Below are 17274 nucleotides of genomic sequence, written 5' to 3'. Positions count from 1 at the left end.
TGCATACAGGAAAAAGAAACTTGGGGTATTAATCATGAAATACGACATTATTTTTATTGGTAGTGGTCATGCTGCTTGGCACGGTGCACAAGAATTGGCCCGTGCAGGTAAGCGTGTTGCGTTAATCGAGCAGGAGAAAGTGTCTGGTACATGTACCAATTTTGGCTGCAATGCTAAAATTTTGCTCGATGGACCGGCAGAATTGTTACATCACTTACACAATTACCACGGTATTGGGATGAACGATGCGGTGAACATTGTTTGGCCTGAATTGATGGCCTACAAGCACCAAGTTATCGATCCAATGGATGAAGCAATGGCGCAAATTTTGGCAGTCGATGGCATTGATATTATTTTTGGGCACGCATCATTTGTTGATGCCCACACGATTACGGTTAATGACGACACGTACACGGCTGATAATTTTGTGTTGGCAATGGGGCAACGCCCAGCTAAGTTGCCAGTTACGGGTACGGAATTAACGCATGACAGCAAGGATTTCTTAGATTTGCCAGAAATGCCTAAGTCAATGATTATGATTGGAGCTGGCTTTATCGGAATGGAGTTTGCGTCAATTGCGCAAGCTGCCGGTAGCGATGTTACGATTGTTGAATATGCTGACCGGGCATTGGCTAATTTTGATGCAGACTACACCAACCGAGTAGTTGAGTTGATGACAGCTAAAGGCATTAAGTTTGCTTTTAATAATGCAGTTGAACAGATTTCACAAGACGGTGATGTTTTCAGCGTGAAAACGGCACAAGGCAACACATTCCAAGCGGACATGGTCTTTGATACAACTGGCCGCGTATCCAATACCGACGATATGAATTTAGCGTCAATTGGTGTTGAGACCAATCGTGGCGGTGTCATTGTGAATGATCACATGCAAACCACGGTGGCGCATATTTACGCCAGTGGTGATGTCGTTGCGAAGACAACACCACGTTTGACGCCAACGGCCACATTTGAGTCATTGTATATTGCGGATGTTTTGTTAGGTCAGACAACCGCAGCGATTGCATATCCAGCAGTACCATCAGTGACGTTTACGTTGCCACGGATGGCGCAAATTGGGGTATCAACTGCTGAAGCGGCTGACTCGGATGAGTATAATGTCTATGATATTAACTTTGCGCAATTGGGGATGTTTGCCAGCCATCATGACACGGAAGCCAAAGTGAAGATTGTGTTGAATCAGCAAAAACAGTTGGTCGGGGCCGCGTTGATTGGGGATGCAGCGCCAGAACTTGTGAATACGTTGGTGCCAATTATCAACCATAAGTACACGAAGGCGGACTTGAATAAGACGATTTATGCCTTTCCTACGCCGTCAGCAATGTTACCAATGTTGTTGGCGAATTTCTTAGCCTAATAATCTACATAGAAAGCTCGGTGAGAACCGGGCTTTTTAATTTGAGAATAACTATTTTTTAACGAGCGGTTAAGTATATGTTATTAAGCGAATTAGTATACATAAGTATGATTAACGTGGCGCATAAATGTCGGTTAAAAAATGGAAGGAATGAAGTAGGGATGTTAGAAAAGATTATGGCAGTGTGTAAGTCAAAGTGGGTGTTGGGGTTATTGGTAGTTGGGGTGTCGGCTTCAGCTGCCGTAGCGGCTTCGGCTGCGGTTTCCGGTTGGAATGGTGCAACTAATATGAATACGGTTAATCAGGTGCTTGGCCAATTGGATGGTATGTTGACGAACCGTGAGAATCAGGTAAAGCAACTTAAAGCGGACTTGAAGGATGCGGATGCAACGATTGCGACGTTGACGCAACAACGTGACGCTGCGAATGCGAAGTTAGCGACGGCACAACAAGATTTGTCGGCAGCACAACAAGCCGTGACGGCATTAACGAGTCAATTGAATCAGGCTAAAACTGAAAATGATAGCTTACGTGGTCAATTGGATGAAAAGATAAAAGAAATTCAACAGAAAATTGCGGATGGTAACCGTCAAGTTGAATTGAAGCAACAAGAAGTTGATCGTTTAAGTGCGCAGGTTGGCAGTTTAAATGGGCAATTGGGTAATTTGCAGAACCAATTGACGAACGTCACGAATCAATATAATGATTTGCAACATGCATCACACGCGCAAATTAGTTCGCTATCATCAGAAGTTGACGATTTACGTAATCAATTACGGGCGGCTGAACAAGATGCGCAAAATACAGCGGATAATGCACAGAATATTTTGGCAAAGCACAACAATACGAACGTCTAAAATGGCCATTTTGGATGCAGTTCCTCGCAGTTTATGGGTTAAGTAGTAAACTGATGCTAAGGGGGATGCCAAATGAAAAAATGGATGAGTACAATCATTGCGTTAGTGGCGATAGTTGGCGTTGCATTTGGGCTACATCAGTCGCTGAAATTGAAGCGTGATACAGCAAAGTATACCTATTCTAATGTGCCAACACTCTTCATTCACGGGTATGGTGGCACTTTGAATTCGACGAAAGACTTGGTCCGTGCAGCGGAAAAAGCAGGTGCGGCAAAGAAAATGTTAACGGCGCGGGTTACGAAGGATGGTCAAGTGAAGTTGTCGGGCCATTGGGATAAGAATAAGTACAATCCAATGGTTCAAGTTGTTTTTTCGGACAATCGTAATGCAGATTTTCACACGGATGCGAAATGGATCAAACACGTCATTGTAGCCTTGCAACAGCGCTATGGAATTAAGTCGTTTAATGCGGTCGCCCATTCGATGGGGAATTTGGGGTTGCTGACGTATGAAATGACGTATGGTCAGGATAAATCATTACCGCAACTGCGCAAACAAGTGAACATTGCGGGTCATTTTGATGGTATTCTTGGTTTGAATAAAGAAGTTGCCAATAATACATTAGATGCGCAAGGCAAGCCAACGAAAATGGTGTCATATTATGAATGGTTATTGGCACATCGGGATAATTATCCTGATCAACAAGTGGCGGTTTTGAATATGTATGGTGATTTACATAATGGTAGCCACTCAGATGGACGTGTCACGACAACGTCAGCGAAGTCGTTGCGTTATCTGTTAGGAAATCGGCCAAAATCGTATCGTGAGAAAGAAATTGTTGGGCCAAATGCACAACATAGTAAATTACACGAGAATAACCAAGTTGTTAATCGGGAAATGATTAATTTCTTGTGGGGTAAATAGAAACGTTATTGCAACTAGTAAAACGTGTCTTTTATAGATAGAAAAACCGCTTAGAAAATTTTTCTAGGCGGTTTTTTGTGTGGCGGACAAATGAACTTTGTAAAGTGACTATTTACGAAATGCATACCGAATTAAAAAGTAATCACAATCAAGCCTAAATGTTGGACGACTAGTCTAATAAGTGTGGCAGGGATAGGACGATTTTGCCAAAGCTGATTAATAATTAAAAGATTTGTTTTTGTTAAAACGTTTAACGTCAATTAGGATATTGACGTAAATGATAACGGAAAGGTATGATATCGACATAAATACTAACGGAGAGTTACTTTTCGGCTTTTGGCAGGATGCACCAGAGCCATTACTAAGATTTTTTGTTGAGATATGGGGGAACAATCGTGAATGTGAGGTTTGAACATGTAACGCTGACATACAACAACGGCGTTGAAGTGCTACATGATATGGATTTTGAATTGCCGGATGGCGAATTGATTGCTTTGTTGGGGCCGAGTGGTGGCGGAAAATCAACAACTTTGAATTTGGTGTCGGGTCTACTGCGAGCAACAACAGGAAAAATCTTTTTCGGGGATGATGAGGTTACTGAAAAAGATGCTCTGCAACGTGGCGTGGGGATGGTTTTTCAGAATTATGCGTTATACCCGCACATGACCGTGTTGGAAAATATTGTCTTCCCAATGAAGATGGCAAAAGTGACGAAAGACGTTCGCAATGAACGCGCTCGCGCTTTGGCAAAATTAGTACGAGTGGATGATCAACTAAATAAGAAACCGGGTGCTTTATCTGGTGGTCAACAACAACGTGTCGCCATTGCCCGCGCTTTGGCAAAAAATCCGAGTGTGTTGCTGTTGGATGAACCGTTATCTAATTTAGATGCCCGTTTACGTGTTGAAATGCGTGAAGAAATTCGACGTATTCAACAAGCGACGGGGGTTACGACGATTTTTGTCACGCACGACCAAAGCGAAGCGATGCACGTGGCTGATAAAATCATGGTCTTGAATGATGGTGTTATTCAGCAATTTGATTCGCCACAATCGTTGTACCAGAATCCGCAGAATCAATTTGTGGCCCGCTTTATTGGGGAACCGGTGATTAATGAAGTACCAGCGACTGCCTTGCGTGAACATCTGGTGTTGCCAGCAACGGCAGTGACCGTTGGTATTCGGCCGGAAGCGATTAAGAGTCCGGTGATGGATGCGCCAGTGTTACCAGTAACCGCAGAACGAATTCAAGCGTTTGGCCGGGACCGGCAGGCAACGTTACGATTGGGCGATTATCGGTTAGTTACCACAGAAATTATCGAAGCTGTTGACCAGGTGTCTTTAGATAGGACTGGAGTGTATGCCTTTAATGCAGCGGGTGAACGTTTGCCAATTGATTGGGATGGTAAACGGGCATGATGAATAATACGAAACCGACTTGGCGTGATAATTTGAAAGCGTTAGGTTATTTATTGCCTATGCTGATCATTGTTGGGATGTTCAGCTTGTATCCAATTATCAAGAGTCTAGCGATGAGCTTTTACACGGACTACAACTTTTTTACGAACCAAGTTAATGCAATTGGGTTTGATAATTTTAAAACGTTATGGCAGGATGATAATTTTCACTTAGCGGTTTGGAATACGATTGTTTTTGTGGTCGGGGTAGTGCCTGTTGAAATTATTTTGTCGTTAGCGATTGCGAGTTTACTCAATCAAATAAATCGATTGGCTGGTTTGTTTCGAACGTTGTATTTCATGCCGTTTGTCACCAGTGTTGTTGCGATTTCAATGGTTTGGCGGTGGATTTATAACAAGGATGCGGGGTTGTTGAATTACCTGTTGGGCTTTGTTGGTGTGCACCCAATCGATTGGTTAAATGATCCACATTATGCAATGCCGGCATTAATTATTCTAGCAATTTGGAAGGGCTTAGGATTTAATATCTTACTATTCTTGGTGGCCTTGAATAATGTTGATCAACGTTTGTATGATGCGGCAATGCTTGATGGTGCCAATAGTTGGCAACGTTTCTGGCATGTCACGCTACCGATGATTTCGCCAATGACGTTCTTGGTGACGGTGAATGCAGTGATTGGATCGTTTAAGGTGTTTGATGAGATTTTTGCCTTGTTTGGTGGACAACCAGGACCAGGGCACAGCACATTAACTGTCGTTTATTACCTCTATCAAATGTTTTATGAACAGAATAAGTATGGATTGGCCGCGGCCTCAGGGGTGGTGCTCTTCCTGATGATTTTAGTTGTCACCCTGTTCCAACTTTGGTGGAGCAAGAAACACGTTCATTATTAGGAGGGTATCATGCAATCAAAGAAAATATTAGTCTATATCCTCTTAGTTTTAGGGGCTTTGACAATGTTATTGCCATTTTTTTGGATGGTATCGACAGCGTTTAAAACAGGCTTTGAAGCATTACAAACGCCCCCAACATGGTTGCCGAAACACTTTCAGTGGGGGAACTGGGTGCGCGCATGGCAAGCGGCGCCATTTGCCACGTACTTGATTAATTCGGTGGTTGTTTCGCTGGCCACAACGCTGGGTCAATTGGTGACGTCAATCCTAGCTGCGTTTGCATTTGCAAAACTGAATTTTTCTGGCAAAAAAGTGTTATTTACGATTTTGCTAGCGACAATGATGGTGCCTGGCGAAATGTTAATCATTCCTAATTTCGTAACGCTATCAGAATTACATTTGGTGAACACTTATGGCGCTCTGATTGTACCGTGGTTAGCATCCTTTTTCGCGGTGTTCACGTTACGGCAGAGTTTTGCGAGTGTGCCAGATCAATTGTATTATGCCGCCCGATTGGATGGCGCGAGTGATTGGCAATTTTTATGGCGCGTTTTGGTGCCAAATGCGAAATCAACGATTACAGCAATTGGCCTTTTGCAAATTATTGGGAGCTGGAATTCCTTTATGTGGCCGTTAATCGTCACGAATACGGAGAAGATGCGAACGCTTCCGGTTGGGTTGCAGGCATTTTCAAGCGATTCGGGGGTGCAATATCCAGAACTAATGGCGGCGTCAACGTTTGTTATTTTGCCAATGGTCGTCATGTACTTATTACTCAATAAGTATGTCGTAGCAGGTATTTCGAATACTGGTATCAAAGGTTAATTAGTGACTGTTCACAGTATGTTTGTGAACGGTTTAGTGGTGATGACAAAGTTGTCGGCACTAAACTGTTCGGAAATATCACAAGGGCCCTGTGATGTGTCTGACAGTCAGCGGTTGTTATTTTTTTGTGGGAAAAAAGGGGAAAAGTTAACATGAAGACTTGGACGAAATTGTTCGCAGGTTCAGCGGTATTGGCATTGACATCAGGTGTATTCGCAACGGCGGTTCCAACGGTTGCGAATGCAGCATCAAAGCCAACCAAGATTACATTCTGGCATGCCATGACTGGGAACTACGCCAAGGCGTTGGATGACCAAATCAAGGCGTTTAACGCATCACAATCAAAGTATGAAATTGTTGCAACGGCGCAAGGTGATTATACGACCTTGAATCAAAAGGTGATGGCGGCAGCTAAGTCAAAGACGCTACCTGACATGGCCCAAGCAACCTATACCCAGGTGCCAGATTATGCGAAAGATGGCATCGTGACCAATTTGGATAGTCAAGTGAAGGGGAAATCCGGCTTATCGAAAGCTGATTTGAAGAACATCTATCCAGGTTTCTTGGAACAAGCAAAGTACAAGGGGTCTTACTATGCGATGCCATTTTCAGCTTCGGTCCGCGTGATGTTCTATAACAAGTCGATCTTAAAGCAATATAATTTAGCGGTTCCCAAGACATGGGATGACGTTGCAAAGATGGCAAAGACGTTGAAAGATCACAATATTGCAGCGGTTGGTTACGATAAATCATTTGATATGGAATGGAACTCAATGGTTCGATCAGCAGGCGTAAAGTTGGTGACGCCGGCAGGTAAGGTGAACGTTAACTCGAAGCAAGCAGTTGCAGCAGCTAAAACAATTACTGATATGGTGGACAATGGCGAAGCGTTGACGGCCGGTTCTGACATTTACGGGACGACGAATTTTGTTAATGGTAAAACAGCGTTGTCATTCTCATCATCAGCCGGTATTTCAGCAACCAAGGCCGCTGCACCACAAGGATTTGATTGGGGTACAGCTGTGATGCCGTCATATAAGGGTAAGCAAGCGACAATGCTAGCTGGTAATAATTTGGTTACGACGGCGCAAGCTTCTAAGAAGGAACAGGCAGGGGCCTTTGCCTTTATGAAGTTCTTGGCGTCAGATAAGCAAACTGAGAAGTGGGCTGAAGCAACTGGTTATTTGCCAATTACGAAGAAGGCAGCCAATTCAGCTGATTACAAGTCGTACTTGAAGGCGAACCCATTGGCCAAGGCTGCTTCTGATTCATTGCCAGGGGCTTTCTCTGATACGGCATTCTTAGGTTATCAAGAGTACCGCACCGATTTGCTAAGTGCCACGGATGCAATGCTAACGAAGAAGACGGCACCAAAGGATGCATTGGACACCTTGCAAAAGCAAACGACGAAGATTGTGAAGGATAACAAGTAGTATGACGACAACGGTAACGGTTCTGAACGGAGTCGATACAATTGGTGGTAATGTGGTGGCGTTTGAAACGCAAACGGCTCGGGTGATTATGGATTTTGGGATTAACTTTGCGCCTGCTGACAGCCAACCGGATGATTTGCTAAGCAACGGGATTTTGCCAGCTTTGCCAGATTTATTTACAGATATCGCAGGTGATAAGCAGACCGCCATTTTTATCTCTCATTTGCATTTGGATCACATGGGGGCACTGAAATATCTGACAAAACTGACACCGGTTTACATGACAATGGAATCGGCAACGCTTTATGCAGAGTTGATTCGTCAGGGCTTAGAGTCAGCACCCAATGCACAGGTGCAAGTAATAGCACCGAATAAAGATGTGCAAATTGGCGATTTAACGGTTCGCGCATTCGCGACGGATCACGATATTATGGGTGCTGTAATGTTTGAGGTTACGGACGGACAACACCGTTTTGTGCATAGTGGCGATGTGCGTTATGACGGATGGCACCCAGAACGTGTCACGGCTTGGACGCAATACTTGCATGAACATCGACCAGATTTGTTTTTTATTGAAGGAACTGAATTTTCGTTTGATGACGATACATCACGACAACGACGAACTGAAGCGACTGTTTTAACTGATTTTACGAACGCAATGGCATCTGATGAGCTAGTTGTCATTAATCCGTATGAGCGTAATGTTGAACGGCTAATGAAGCTGAGTGCAGCCGCCCGCCAGGTAAATCGTAAATTGGTTTGGGACGAACGCTTTGCTGGCATTCTTCGTGCAATGGGCGCGTCTAATGAGATAATGCTTGGACGGGATGTTACAGTGGCAGATATGCAACAACAGCCAGGCCGATACGTCTTGCAAAATCACTTTGATAATCTGCATTTGCTCGATGCGTTTGATACATTTAGTTATTTGCATATGAACGGTGAGCCGTTGGGTGATTATGACCCACGTTATGCTGATCTAACAGCGTATCTTGCGCAACGTGGTGTGGCGCTACAACTTGCGGGTGCTAGTGGCCATGCGACGCCTGATGATTTACTGCGAATCGCAGTGGAAGTCGATGCGAAAATGACAGTGCCTTGGCACTCATTCCACCCAGAACGTGAGGCAGAAGCGCTACGACAAATTGGCATCGAGACTTATTTGCCGAAAAAAGGCGAAACTTTTACGTTTGAATAGTTTGCAAAAAGAGGCTGGACGGTATCTGTTCCAGTCTCTTTAGTTATATGCTACAAAAACTTAAATTAGCACTTATCTATTATGAGTGCTAAAATAATGGTATCGAGGAAATTGCTTTGAAGAATAGTCATGAGGGAGGCTGTTTATTATGGCACAAGAACCATTTGGTTTTTCAAATATTGATGATATTTTTAGGATGATGAATAACGAAGCAGCACGTAATCAAGCTGCACAAATGCGTCAAGGACAGGATCTGCGCGCACAACGGTCGGGTAACGGCGGTAATGGAAAGCGTGGCATGTTAGACCAATATGGGATTAACATGACCGAATTAGCGCGTCAAGGAAAGATTGATCCGGTTATCGGTCGTGATAAAGAAATTGCCCGGGTCATTGAGATTTTGAACCGGCGCACGAAGAATAATCCCGTGTTAATTGGTGAGGCTGGTGTTGGAAAGACTGCCGTTGTCGAAGGACTAGCACAAGCCATCGTTAATGCAAAAGTACCAGCTAAGTTGCAAGGCAAGGAAGTCATTCGTTTGGATATGGTTTCTTTGGTACAAGGGACGAGTATGCGTGGTCAATTTGAAGAGCGCATGCAACAATTAATGACGGAAGTATCTGAACGAGATGATGTCATTATTTTCATTGATGAAATTCACGAGATTATGGGTGCTGGTACGACTGGTGATGGCTCAATGGATGCCGGCAATATTTTGAAGCCGGCATTGGCCCGCGGTGAATTCCAATTAGTTGGTTCAACGACGCTAAATGAGTATCGTAAAATTGAGAAGGATGCGGCGGTCGCCCGTCGTTTCCAGACAGTACAGGTTAATGAACCGTCAGCGGATGAAGCACTGCAAATTTTGCAGGGTATTCGTGGCCGCTATGAGGATTATCACAAGATTAAGTATACGGACGACGCGTTGGCAGCAGCTGTTGACCTTTCAAACCGTTACATTAATGACCGTTTCTTGCCCGATAAGGCTATTGATTTGATTGATGAAGCTGGTTCGCGTAAGAATTTGACGGTGAAGGTTGCTGATCCAGCTGAAATTGAAAAGCAAATGGCAAATGCTGAAAAGCAAAAGCAACGCGCCGTTGATAATGAAGATTTTGAAAAGGCCGGCTACTGGCGTGATCAGGTTAATCAATTGACGTTACAACTTGAGGCTGTTGAGCAACAAGCACCGCAAAATGAGCGGGCGCAACAAGTCACGGTAGCAGACATTCAGCAAATTGTTGAAGAACGGACCGGTATTCCCGTGGGTGAATTGGCCGAGTCTGAGCAAAATCAGTTGCGTAATCTTGGTGAACACTTAGCTGCCCATGTTATTGGTCAAAAGGAAGCCACAGATAAGATTGCCCGTGCAATTCGTCGTAATCGTGTCGGATTCAATAAGACTGGTCGACCAATTGGTAGCTTCTTATTTGTTGGACCAACCGGTGTTGGAAAGACGGAAACAGCCAAGCAATTAGCCAAGGAACTATTTGGTTCGTCAGATAATATGATTCGCTTTGATATGTCAGAGTACATGGAAAAACAGTCAGTTTCAAAGCTGATCGGAGCGCCAGCTGGTTACGTCGGGTATGAAGAGGCTGGCTTACTAACCGAAGCCGTACGACGCCAACCATATTCATTGGTTTTGTTGGATGAGGTTGAAAAAGCGCACCCGGATGTAATGAATATGTTCTTGCAGGTGTTGGATGATGGTCGTTTGACGGACTCACAAGGTCACGTGGTATCGTTTAAGGATACGATTATCATCATGACATCAAATGCCGGCACGGGTGATAAGACAACGACGGTTGGATTTGGGGCCAGTGCTGGGCAGGCAACGGCTGATTTGCAAGCCAAGTTAGCACCGTACTTTAAGCCAGAATTCTTGAATCGTTTTGACGACATTGTGTCGTTCAATGCGTTGACCAAGGATGACTTGACGCAAATTGTTGATTTGATGTTGGCTGATATGAACACAGCGATTGCAGTTCAAGGATTACACCTTGATGTCTCACCGGAAGCAACGGAGAAGTTGGTAACGTTAGGCTATAACCCAACGATGGGGGCTCGGCCATTGCGCCGTGTCATCCAAGAGCAATTGGAAGATCGGGTAGCTGATTTCTATTTGGATAATCCAAATGTTAAGCAACTTCAAGCGACAGTTGTCGATGATGCCATCACTGTGACTGCCGAATCAGTAGCACCTGCATCGGTAACAACAGAAGAGTAAAGAAAAATACCTGATCGGTTATGCCGGTCAGGTATTTTTTGCTTATTTTTTAGTTAAATCAGCGCCGAAGTACTTTTCTGACAGTTGCTTCATGGTGCCATCTTTTTCTAACTTGCGTTGGGCTTGTGAAATCTTCTTAGCCAATTGCTTATTGTGCTTATTTAGCATTGGTGCAGCCGTTGTTTGGCCAAGCGCATTTGTTACCGTTGCTTGCAAATTAGTCTCAGGGTGGACCTTCTTGTAGGCAGTCCACGAATCTTGTGAATTAAGGACCACATCGGCTTTGCCGTTGGCAACTAATTCTAGTTGTTCAGCGAAGCCAGGGGCAGCAACAATTTGAGCACCCGCTTTTTTGGCCGCCTGACTAAAGTTGGAAGAAGTCGTCTCAGCAGCTCGCTTTCCCTTTAAATCAGCGTAAGTTTTGATATCAGACCCCTTCTTGGTAATCAAAACCGACTTCGTGAATAAGTATTCGCGCCCAAAGGTGTAGGCTTTTTGGCGCTCAGGTGTAATCGACATATCGTTGTAGACGACGTCATATTTTTTAGTATCCAGGCCGGAAATCAAAGAATCAAATTTAGTTTGCACAAAGACGGGCTTCAGCTTGAGTTGCTTCGCTACGTCTTTTGCTAATGCTACTTCAAAGCCAGAAAGTTTACCTGACTTTGTTCGGAATGAAAATGGGGCGAAACCGCCCTCCAAACCGACTGTTAGTTGTCCCTTATGAATAACGTTAAGGTGACCGACTGTTGCAGCACTAGCGTTTACAAACGCTGGCGCTGAACAATGTCCCTGCGGCTAAGCCAACAAGTGCTAATTTGTAATAATGCTTGTACATGTGTTCGACACGCCCTTTCAAAAGTATGCCGTTATTCTAAGCTTGTGAAGCTACCGATGTCAAAAAATAAAAAACAGTCTGGCTTAGGGGAAAATTAACCGCTAGTTGTCCGTTAAGACGCTAGTGATTTCTGCAATATCAGCTGGTGTCGTCCGGCAGCAACCGCCAATGATGGCGGCCCCGTTGGCTTGCCAAAGTGGCACCAAATTTGTAAATGACGCAGCATGTTCGTTTTCTTGCCAAGTTTTTGTGGCTGGGTCGTAAATATCCCCGTTGTTAGGGTAGATGATAATAGGCTTATCTGTGTACTCCTTAATCAACGCAACTGCATCAGCGATATTTTCCATGGCGGTACAGTTGATACCGATGGCGCTAATTTGATCGACGTCGTTAAATGCTTGGACAGCTTCTGACAACGGTGTGCCATCCCAAAGTTCACGGCCATTATCGTTAATGCTAAATGAAATCCAAGCGTGTTGCGTTGGAAATTCGGTTTGCAGTAAATCAACCAGCGCTTGTACTTCCGCAAATTTCGGTTGGGTTTCAAAAGCGAAACCGTCAACCCCAGCAGCGTCAAGTAGTTGCATGCGACGACGGTGGAAATCTTTGAATGCTGTCTGCGATAAGTCATATTTGCCGGTGTATTCGCTACCATCAGCCAGATAAGCACCGTACGGACCGATACTACCGATAACTAGGGGATGTGCAGCGCGTCGTAATCGGTCATTGTTTGAGAGACCATCATAGTACGCTTGGCGCGCTTTAATAGCTAATGTCGCGCTAGCCGTGATCATTTCCTCGGCTTCGTCAGTTGTATAGCCTGCTGCTTCAAATGCAGGCACGTTTGCTTGATACGAGTTAGTGATTGCAACATCAGCCCCTGCCTTGAAATAACTGGTGTGAACGTCAATAATAGCCTGCGGATTGTCACGTAGGGCTGTTGCCGACCAAAGTGTAGTGTTTGTTGCAATGCCACGCTTTTCAAGTTCTGTGGCCATTGCGCCATCAAGAACCAGATGACCGTTCTGCTGAATGTTTTCTGAGATAAGATCTGTCATGAATTTTACCGTCCGTATTGCTTATTTGTTAGTAATATTGCATTATATATGAGTTAATTCTAATTCTTTTGTAATTTAAATACAATAAAACGTTGGAGGTAGGTAATATGTCGGAAAATCATACAGGCTTGCATCGAGAAATGTCCGCCCGGCACTTATTGATGATTTCTCTAGGTGGTGTCATCGGAACGGGATTGTTTTTGAGTTCAGGTTACACAATTCACCAGGCAGGGCCAATTGGCACCATTTTAGCGTATGGGCTGGGAGCACTCGTGGTGTATTTGGTGATGTTATGTTTGGGCGAATTATCTGTTGCAATGCCCGAAACCGGCTCGTTTCACGTTTATGCAACGCGTTTTATTGGTCCAGCAACGGGATTTACTGTCGCAATTTTATACTGGTTAACCTGGACGGTTGCGTTAGGTTCTGAGTTTACAGCAGCCGGGTTAATTATGCAGAATTGGTTTAAAGGGACACCAGTCTGGTTATGGAGTTTACTTTTCATGGCTGTGATTTTTGTGACTAATGCCTTGTCAGTACGCGTTTTTGCCGAAGCTGAGTTTTGGTTTTCGAGTGTTAAGGTCATTGCGATTATTGGCTTCATTGTGATCGGCTTGTTAGCAATTTGTGGTATTATTCCAATTCATGGTTATTCACACGCGCCTGGGTTAACCAATTTAACGAAAGATGGCTGGTTTCCCAAAGGCGTCGCCGGTGTTTTCACGACGATGCTGACCGTTAATTTTGCGTTCTCGGGAACTGAGTTGATTGGAGTGACCGCGGGTGAAACAAAGAATCCGGCGCATACAATTCCTAAAGCGATTCACACAACATTGGCCCGGTTAATTATTTTCTTTATTGGCAGTATTACGGTCATGGCGGCATTGATTCCCTGGCAAAAGGCCGGGGTTAGTCAAAGCCCGTTCGTCTTGGTGTTTAATCAAATCGGTTTGCCGTTCGCTGGTGATATCATGAATTTTGTTGTATTGACCGCGATTTTATCAGCCGCTAATTCAGGCCTTTACGCATCGACACGCATGTTATGGTCATTAGGCAATGAGGGCATGATTTCTCCAAAAGTGGCCCAGACGAATCGTCGTGGAACACCGTTAATCGCATTGTCGTTGTCGATGGTGGGTGGTATTTTAGCGCTGTTATCAAGTGTGGTCGCCGCCTCGACGGTTTATTTGGTCCTTGTTTCTATTTCTGGTTTAGCGGTGGTCGTGGTCTGGATGGCGATTGCATACTCACAAATTCGTTTCCGACAAAACTGGATGGCGACGGGGCATACGGTAGATGAGTTGACGTTTAAGACCCCTTGGTATCCAGTTGTGCCGTGGGCTGCCTTCATTCTGAGCTTCTTGTCATGTGTGTTGATTATATTTGATCCAACACAACGGATGGCGCTGTTTTATATGGTGCCGTTCATAGGTTTCTGCTATTTGGCATACTATGTTAAAGCAAAGCACCGGCACACGTACGCGGATATTTAAGTTAACTAGGTGTGGTATTGGTATCAATTTGGTAGTGGCTTACCCCTTTATTAAGCGATTTTTACAAGGCGGGGTTAGAATAAACTTGACCATTGACTTTAATGAGAAAAGTTCTAATATTTATGTAACATAGAACAAAATAAAGATGTGTGCTTAGGGAGTTAATATGACAGCAGAAAATGAACACTTTTACGAAACTTTCCAACCTTCACATTATGATTTATATCTTGATGTGAACCGCGGTTCAAAATTAATTACCGGACGCACGACAATTTCGGGTGAAGCCAAAGCATTGGCAATTGCCATTCACCAAAAATATTTAACGATTGACGCGGTTACCGATGAGGCGGGAGAAGCCCTAACGTATACGGTTGATAATGAACACGAAGCAATTCGAGTGCAGTTACGTGAAGTCGGCCCCACGGCCCTAACGATTACCTACACGGCGCCACTAACTGACACGATGATGGGTATTTATCCGTCATACTATGAGGTTCAGGGCGAAAAGAAGCAGATTGTTGGTACCCAATTTGAGACGACATTTGCCCGCCAAGCTTTTCCATCAATTGATGAGCCAGAGGCAAAGGCGACGTTTGATTTGGCGTTAAAGTTTGACGAACACCCAGGGGAAACCGTCCTTGCGAACATGCCAGAAATCCGTGAAGCCGATGGCGTGCACTATTTTGCAACAACGGTTCGCATGTCAACGTATCTTGTTGCGTTTGCCTTTGGGGATTTGCAAAGCAAGACAACACGCACAACAAGTGGTGTTGAAGTTGGTGTGTTTGCCACTAAGGCACACAAGGCCAATGAACTCGACTTTGCCCTTGATATTGCGAAGCGATCAATTGAATTTTATGAAGACTTCTACCAAACGCCATATCCATTGCCACACTCATGGCAATTGGCCTTGCCTGATTTTTCAGCTGGGGCCATGGAAAACTGGGGCTTGGTGACTTACCGTGAAGCTTACTTAACAGTTGATCCAGATAATACACCATTGCGGCGTAAGCAAGTTGTCGCAACTGTGATTGCGCACGAATTGGCACACCAATGGTTTGGCGATTTGGTGACAATGAAGTGGTGGGATGACTTGTGGTTGAACGAAAGCTTTGCCAATATGATGGAGTACGTCGCAATTGATGCGATTGAACCAGACTGGCACATTTGGGAGCTTTTCCAAACGTCAGATGCGCCAGCTGCCTTGAGTCGTGATGCGACGGATGGGGTCCAATCAGTGCACGTGCAAGTTGAAGATCCTGCTGAAATTGATTCACTCTTTGATGGGGCGATTGTCTATGCAAAGGGTGCCCGTATGTTGGTCATGGTGCGCGCATTGCTGGGTGATGACGCGTTGCGTAAGGGCTTGAAGGCCTACTTTGATGCACACAAGTACGGCAACGCAACGGGTGCGGATTTGTGGCAAGCGTTGGGTGAGGCGTCTGGCTTAGAAGTCGGCGCAATTATGAACTCATGGCTGGAGCAACCCGGTTACCCAGTTGTGACGGCGACGGTTGTTGATGGTCAGTTGACATTATCACAGCAGCAATTCTTTATTGGTGCAGGTGAGGATAAGGGCCGTCAATGGCAAATTCCGTTGAACAGTAACTATGCAGCGGTGCCAGAATTGCTCACTGACCAACAGATTGTGGTGGGTGACTATCAACAACTACGAGCTGAAAGCGGTCAACCATTCCAATTGAATGTTGGCAATAATTCTCACTTTATTGTGAAGTACGATGAAACTTTGTTGGCAGATATTTTGCGAGATGCCAATAGCTTAAGCACGATTTCACAATTGCAATTGTTGCAAGATCAACGCTTGTTGTCTGAAGGTGGTTTAACGTCATATGCGACGGTTGTGCCATTGTTGCAGACGTTTGCGAATAGTGAACATGTCGTTGTAACGACAGCGCTTTATCAAGTTGCGAATAATTTGAAGAAGTTTGTGACGCCAGATTCTGAAGAAGCGCGTCAATTGCAAGTCTTCTTTGATGGCTTGAGTCGTCAGCAAGTTGCCCGACTAGGTTGGCAGGCAGAAGCAGGTGAGACCAGTGACGATGCTATTACACGGCCACTTGTGTTACGTGCAGCACTGTATGCTGAAAATGCTGATGCGATTGCAACAGCACATCAGTTGTTTGTTGATCAGCAAACTGATTTAGCAGCCTTGCCAGCCGAAGTACGTGGCTTGGTTTTGCAGAATGAAGTGGAAAACTTCGGTAGCGAAGCATTGTTTGACCAATTATTGCAAGCATACGTTGCTTCGTCAGACGCTAACTATAAGTCAGATATTCAGGTGGCACTAACCCAAACAACTGACCCTGCTTTGATTACAAAGTTGGTTGGTAAGTTTGAAGATGCCAACATCATTAAGCCACAAGACTTGCGGGCGTGGTATCGTGGCGTTTTGGCAAATGAACGCGGCCAACAAGCGGCTTGGGATTGGATTCGAGCTGAGTGGCAGTGGTTGGATGATACAGTCGGTGGCGACATGGAATTTACCACGTACATTACAGTGACGGCTGGTATCTTCCAAACGGCTGAACGTTTAGCTGAATTTAAAGCCTTCTTTGAGCCTAAGTTGCCAACGCCAGGTTTGACGCGTGAAATTACGATGGACATCAAGGTTATCGAGACGCGTGTTGCGTTGGTTGCAGCTGAAAAAGAAGCTGTTAACGCAGCCATTCAAGCAGCAAATCAGTAATAAATTTGATAGAGTATCCGGTTAT

13 protein-coding genes are annotated in these 17274 nt (G+C 44.7%); 11 read left to right on the top strand and 2 right to left on the bottom strand.

Going from position 1 to position 17274, the window contains the following annotated elements; translation table 11 throughout:
* Positions 1-34: 34 nt before the first annotated feature.
* The 9 genes from ESE_RS0110715 to ESE_RS0110675 all read left to right on the top strand — a co-directional run bounded on the left by ESE_RS0110715 (position 35) and on the right by ESE_RS0110675 (position 11153).
* Complete coding sequence (locus ESE_RS0110715; RefSeq protein ID WP_010375176.1) at positions 35-1375, top strand: dihydrolipoyl dehydrogenase family protein; 1341 nt, start codon at positions 35-37, stop codon at positions 1373-1375.
* A gap of 161 nt (positions 1376-1536) precedes the next feature.
* Entirely contained in the window at positions 1537-2232 is a 696-nt protein-coding gene (locus ESE_RS11970) for a hypothetical protein (RefSeq protein WP_010375174.1), read from the top strand.
* 72 nt (positions 2233-2304) lie between these two features.
* A complete protein-coding gene (locus ESE_RS0110705; RefSeq protein WP_010375172.1) occupies positions 2305-3156 on the top strand; it encodes an alpha/beta hydrolase in 852 nt (283 codons plus the stop codon).
* Between the two features lie 395 nt (positions 3157-3551).
* A complete protein-coding gene (locus ESE_RS0110700; RefSeq protein ID WP_010375168.1) occupies positions 3552-4574 on the top strand; it encodes an ABC transporter ATP-binding protein in 1023 nt (340 codons plus the stop codon).
* Positions 4574-5467 (top strand): carbohydrate ABC transporter permease, encoded by an 894-nt coding sequence (locus ESE_RS0110695; protein WP_029237524.1) that lies wholly within the window; start codon positions 4574-4576, stop codon positions 5465-5467. Before ESE_RS0110700 ends, ESE_RS0110695 begins: the two co-directional genes overlap by 1 nt.
* A 9-nt stretch (positions 5468-5476) precedes the next feature.
* Positions 5477-6292: a carbohydrate ABC transporter permease gene (locus tag ESE_RS0110690; protein ID WP_010375165.1), complete on the top strand. Its 816-nt coding sequence runs from the start codon at positions 5477-5479 to the stop codon at positions 6290-6292.
* A 152-nt stretch (positions 6293-6444) separates the two neighbouring features.
* Complete coding sequence (locus ESE_RS0110685; RefSeq protein WP_010375162.1) at positions 6445-7725, top strand: ABC transporter substrate-binding protein; 1281 nt, start codon at positions 6445-6447, stop codon at positions 7723-7725.
* Position 7726: 1 nt separating this feature from the next.
* The gene (locus ESE_RS0110680) at positions 7727-8923 is read left to right on the top strand and encodes an MBL fold metallo-hydrolase (protein ID WP_010375160.1); all 1197 of its coding nucleotides are present in this window, start codon (positions 7727-7729) and stop codon (positions 8921-8923) included.
* A 148-nt stretch (positions 8924-9071) separates the two neighbouring features.
* A complete protein-coding gene (locus ESE_RS0110675) occupies positions 9072-11153 on the top strand; it encodes an ATP-dependent Clp protease ATP-binding subunit (protein ID WP_010375157.1) in 2082 nt (693 codons plus the stop codon).
* 42 nt (positions 11154-11195) lie between these two features.
* Here ESE_RS0110675 and ESE_RS0110670 read toward each other — a convergent pair whose 3' ends face one another.
* Complete coding sequence (locus ESE_RS0110670) at positions 11196-11855, bottom strand: transporter substrate-binding domain-containing protein (protein ID WP_010375155.1); 660 nt, start codon at positions 11853-11855, stop codon at positions 11196-11198.
* Positions 11856-12092: 237 nt separating this feature from the next.
* Positions 12093-13049 (bottom strand): homocysteine S-methyltransferase, encoded by a 957-nt coding sequence (gene mmuM / locus ESE_RS0110665; protein ID WP_010375153.1) that lies wholly within the window; start codon positions 13047-13049, stop codon positions 12093-12095.
* 107 nt (positions 13050-13156) lie between these two features.
* Between mmuM and ESE_RS0110660 the strand changes: the two genes are divergently transcribed.
* Together ESE_RS0110660 and ESE_RS0110655 are read left to right on the top strand one after the other, a co-directional pair.
* The gene (locus tag ESE_RS0110660) at positions 13157-14542 is read left to right on the top strand and encodes an amino acid permease (protein ID WP_010375151.1); all 1386 of its coding nucleotides are present in this window, start codon (positions 13157-13159) and stop codon (positions 14540-14542) included.
* 166 nt (positions 14543-14708) lie between these two features.
* Entirely contained in the window at positions 14709-17249 is a 2541-nt protein-coding gene (locus tag ESE_RS0110655) for a M1 family metallopeptidase (protein ID WP_010375148.1), read from the top strand.
* Positions 17250-17274 lie beyond the last annotated feature (25 nt).

This window comes from Weissella cibaria KACC 11862 (assembly GCF_000193635.1).
In the GTDB taxonomy this organism is placed as follows: Bacteria; Bacillota; Bacilli; order Lactobacillales; family Lactobacillaceae; genus Weissella; species Weissella cibaria.
The sequence above is the reverse complement of the archived record's forward strand: the minus strand, read 5'-3'. Positions and strand labels throughout refer to the sequence as shown.

Coding starts and splice junctions, on each gene's coding strand:
- ESE_RS0110715 (WP_010375176.1), top strand. CDS start 35: ATGAAATACGACATTATTTTTATTGGTAGTGGTCATGCTGCTTGGCAC.
- ESE_RS11970 (WP_010375174.1), top strand. CDS start 1,537: ATGTTAGAAAAGATTATGGCAGTGTGTAAGTCAAAGTGGGTGTTGGGG.
- ESE_RS0110705 (WP_010375172.1), top strand. CDS start 2,305: ATGAAAAAATGGATGAGTACAATCATTGCGTTAGTGGCGATAGTTGGC.
- ESE_RS0110695 (WP_029237524.1), top strand. CDS start 4,574: ATGAATAATACGAAACCGACTTGGCGTGATAATTTGAAAGCGTTAGGT.
- ESE_RS0110690 (WP_010375165.1), top strand. CDS start 5,477: ATGCAATCAAAGAAAATATTAGTCTATATCCTCTTAGTTTTAGGGGCT.
- ESE_RS0110685 (WP_010375162.1), top strand. CDS start 6,445: ATGAAGACTTGGACGAAATTGTTCGCAGGTTCAGCGGTATTGGCATTG.
- ESE_RS0110680 (WP_010375160.1), top strand. CDS start 7,727: ATGACGACAACGGTAACGGTTCTGAACGGAGTCGATACAATTGGTGGT.
- ESE_RS0110675 (WP_010375157.1), top strand. CDS start 9,072: ATGGCACAAGAACCATTTGGTTTTTCAAATATTGATGATATTTTTAGG.
- mmuM (WP_010375153.1), bottom strand. CDS start 13,049: ATGACAGATCTTATCTCAGAAAACATTCAGCAGAACGGTCATCTGGTT.
- ESE_RS0110660 (WP_010375151.1), top strand. CDS start 13,157: ATGTCGGAAAATCATACAGGCTTGCATCGAGAAATGTCCGCCCGGCAC.
- ESE_RS0110655 (WP_010375148.1), top strand. CDS start 14,709: ATGACAGCAGAAAATGAACACTTTTACGAAACTTTCCAACCTTCACAT.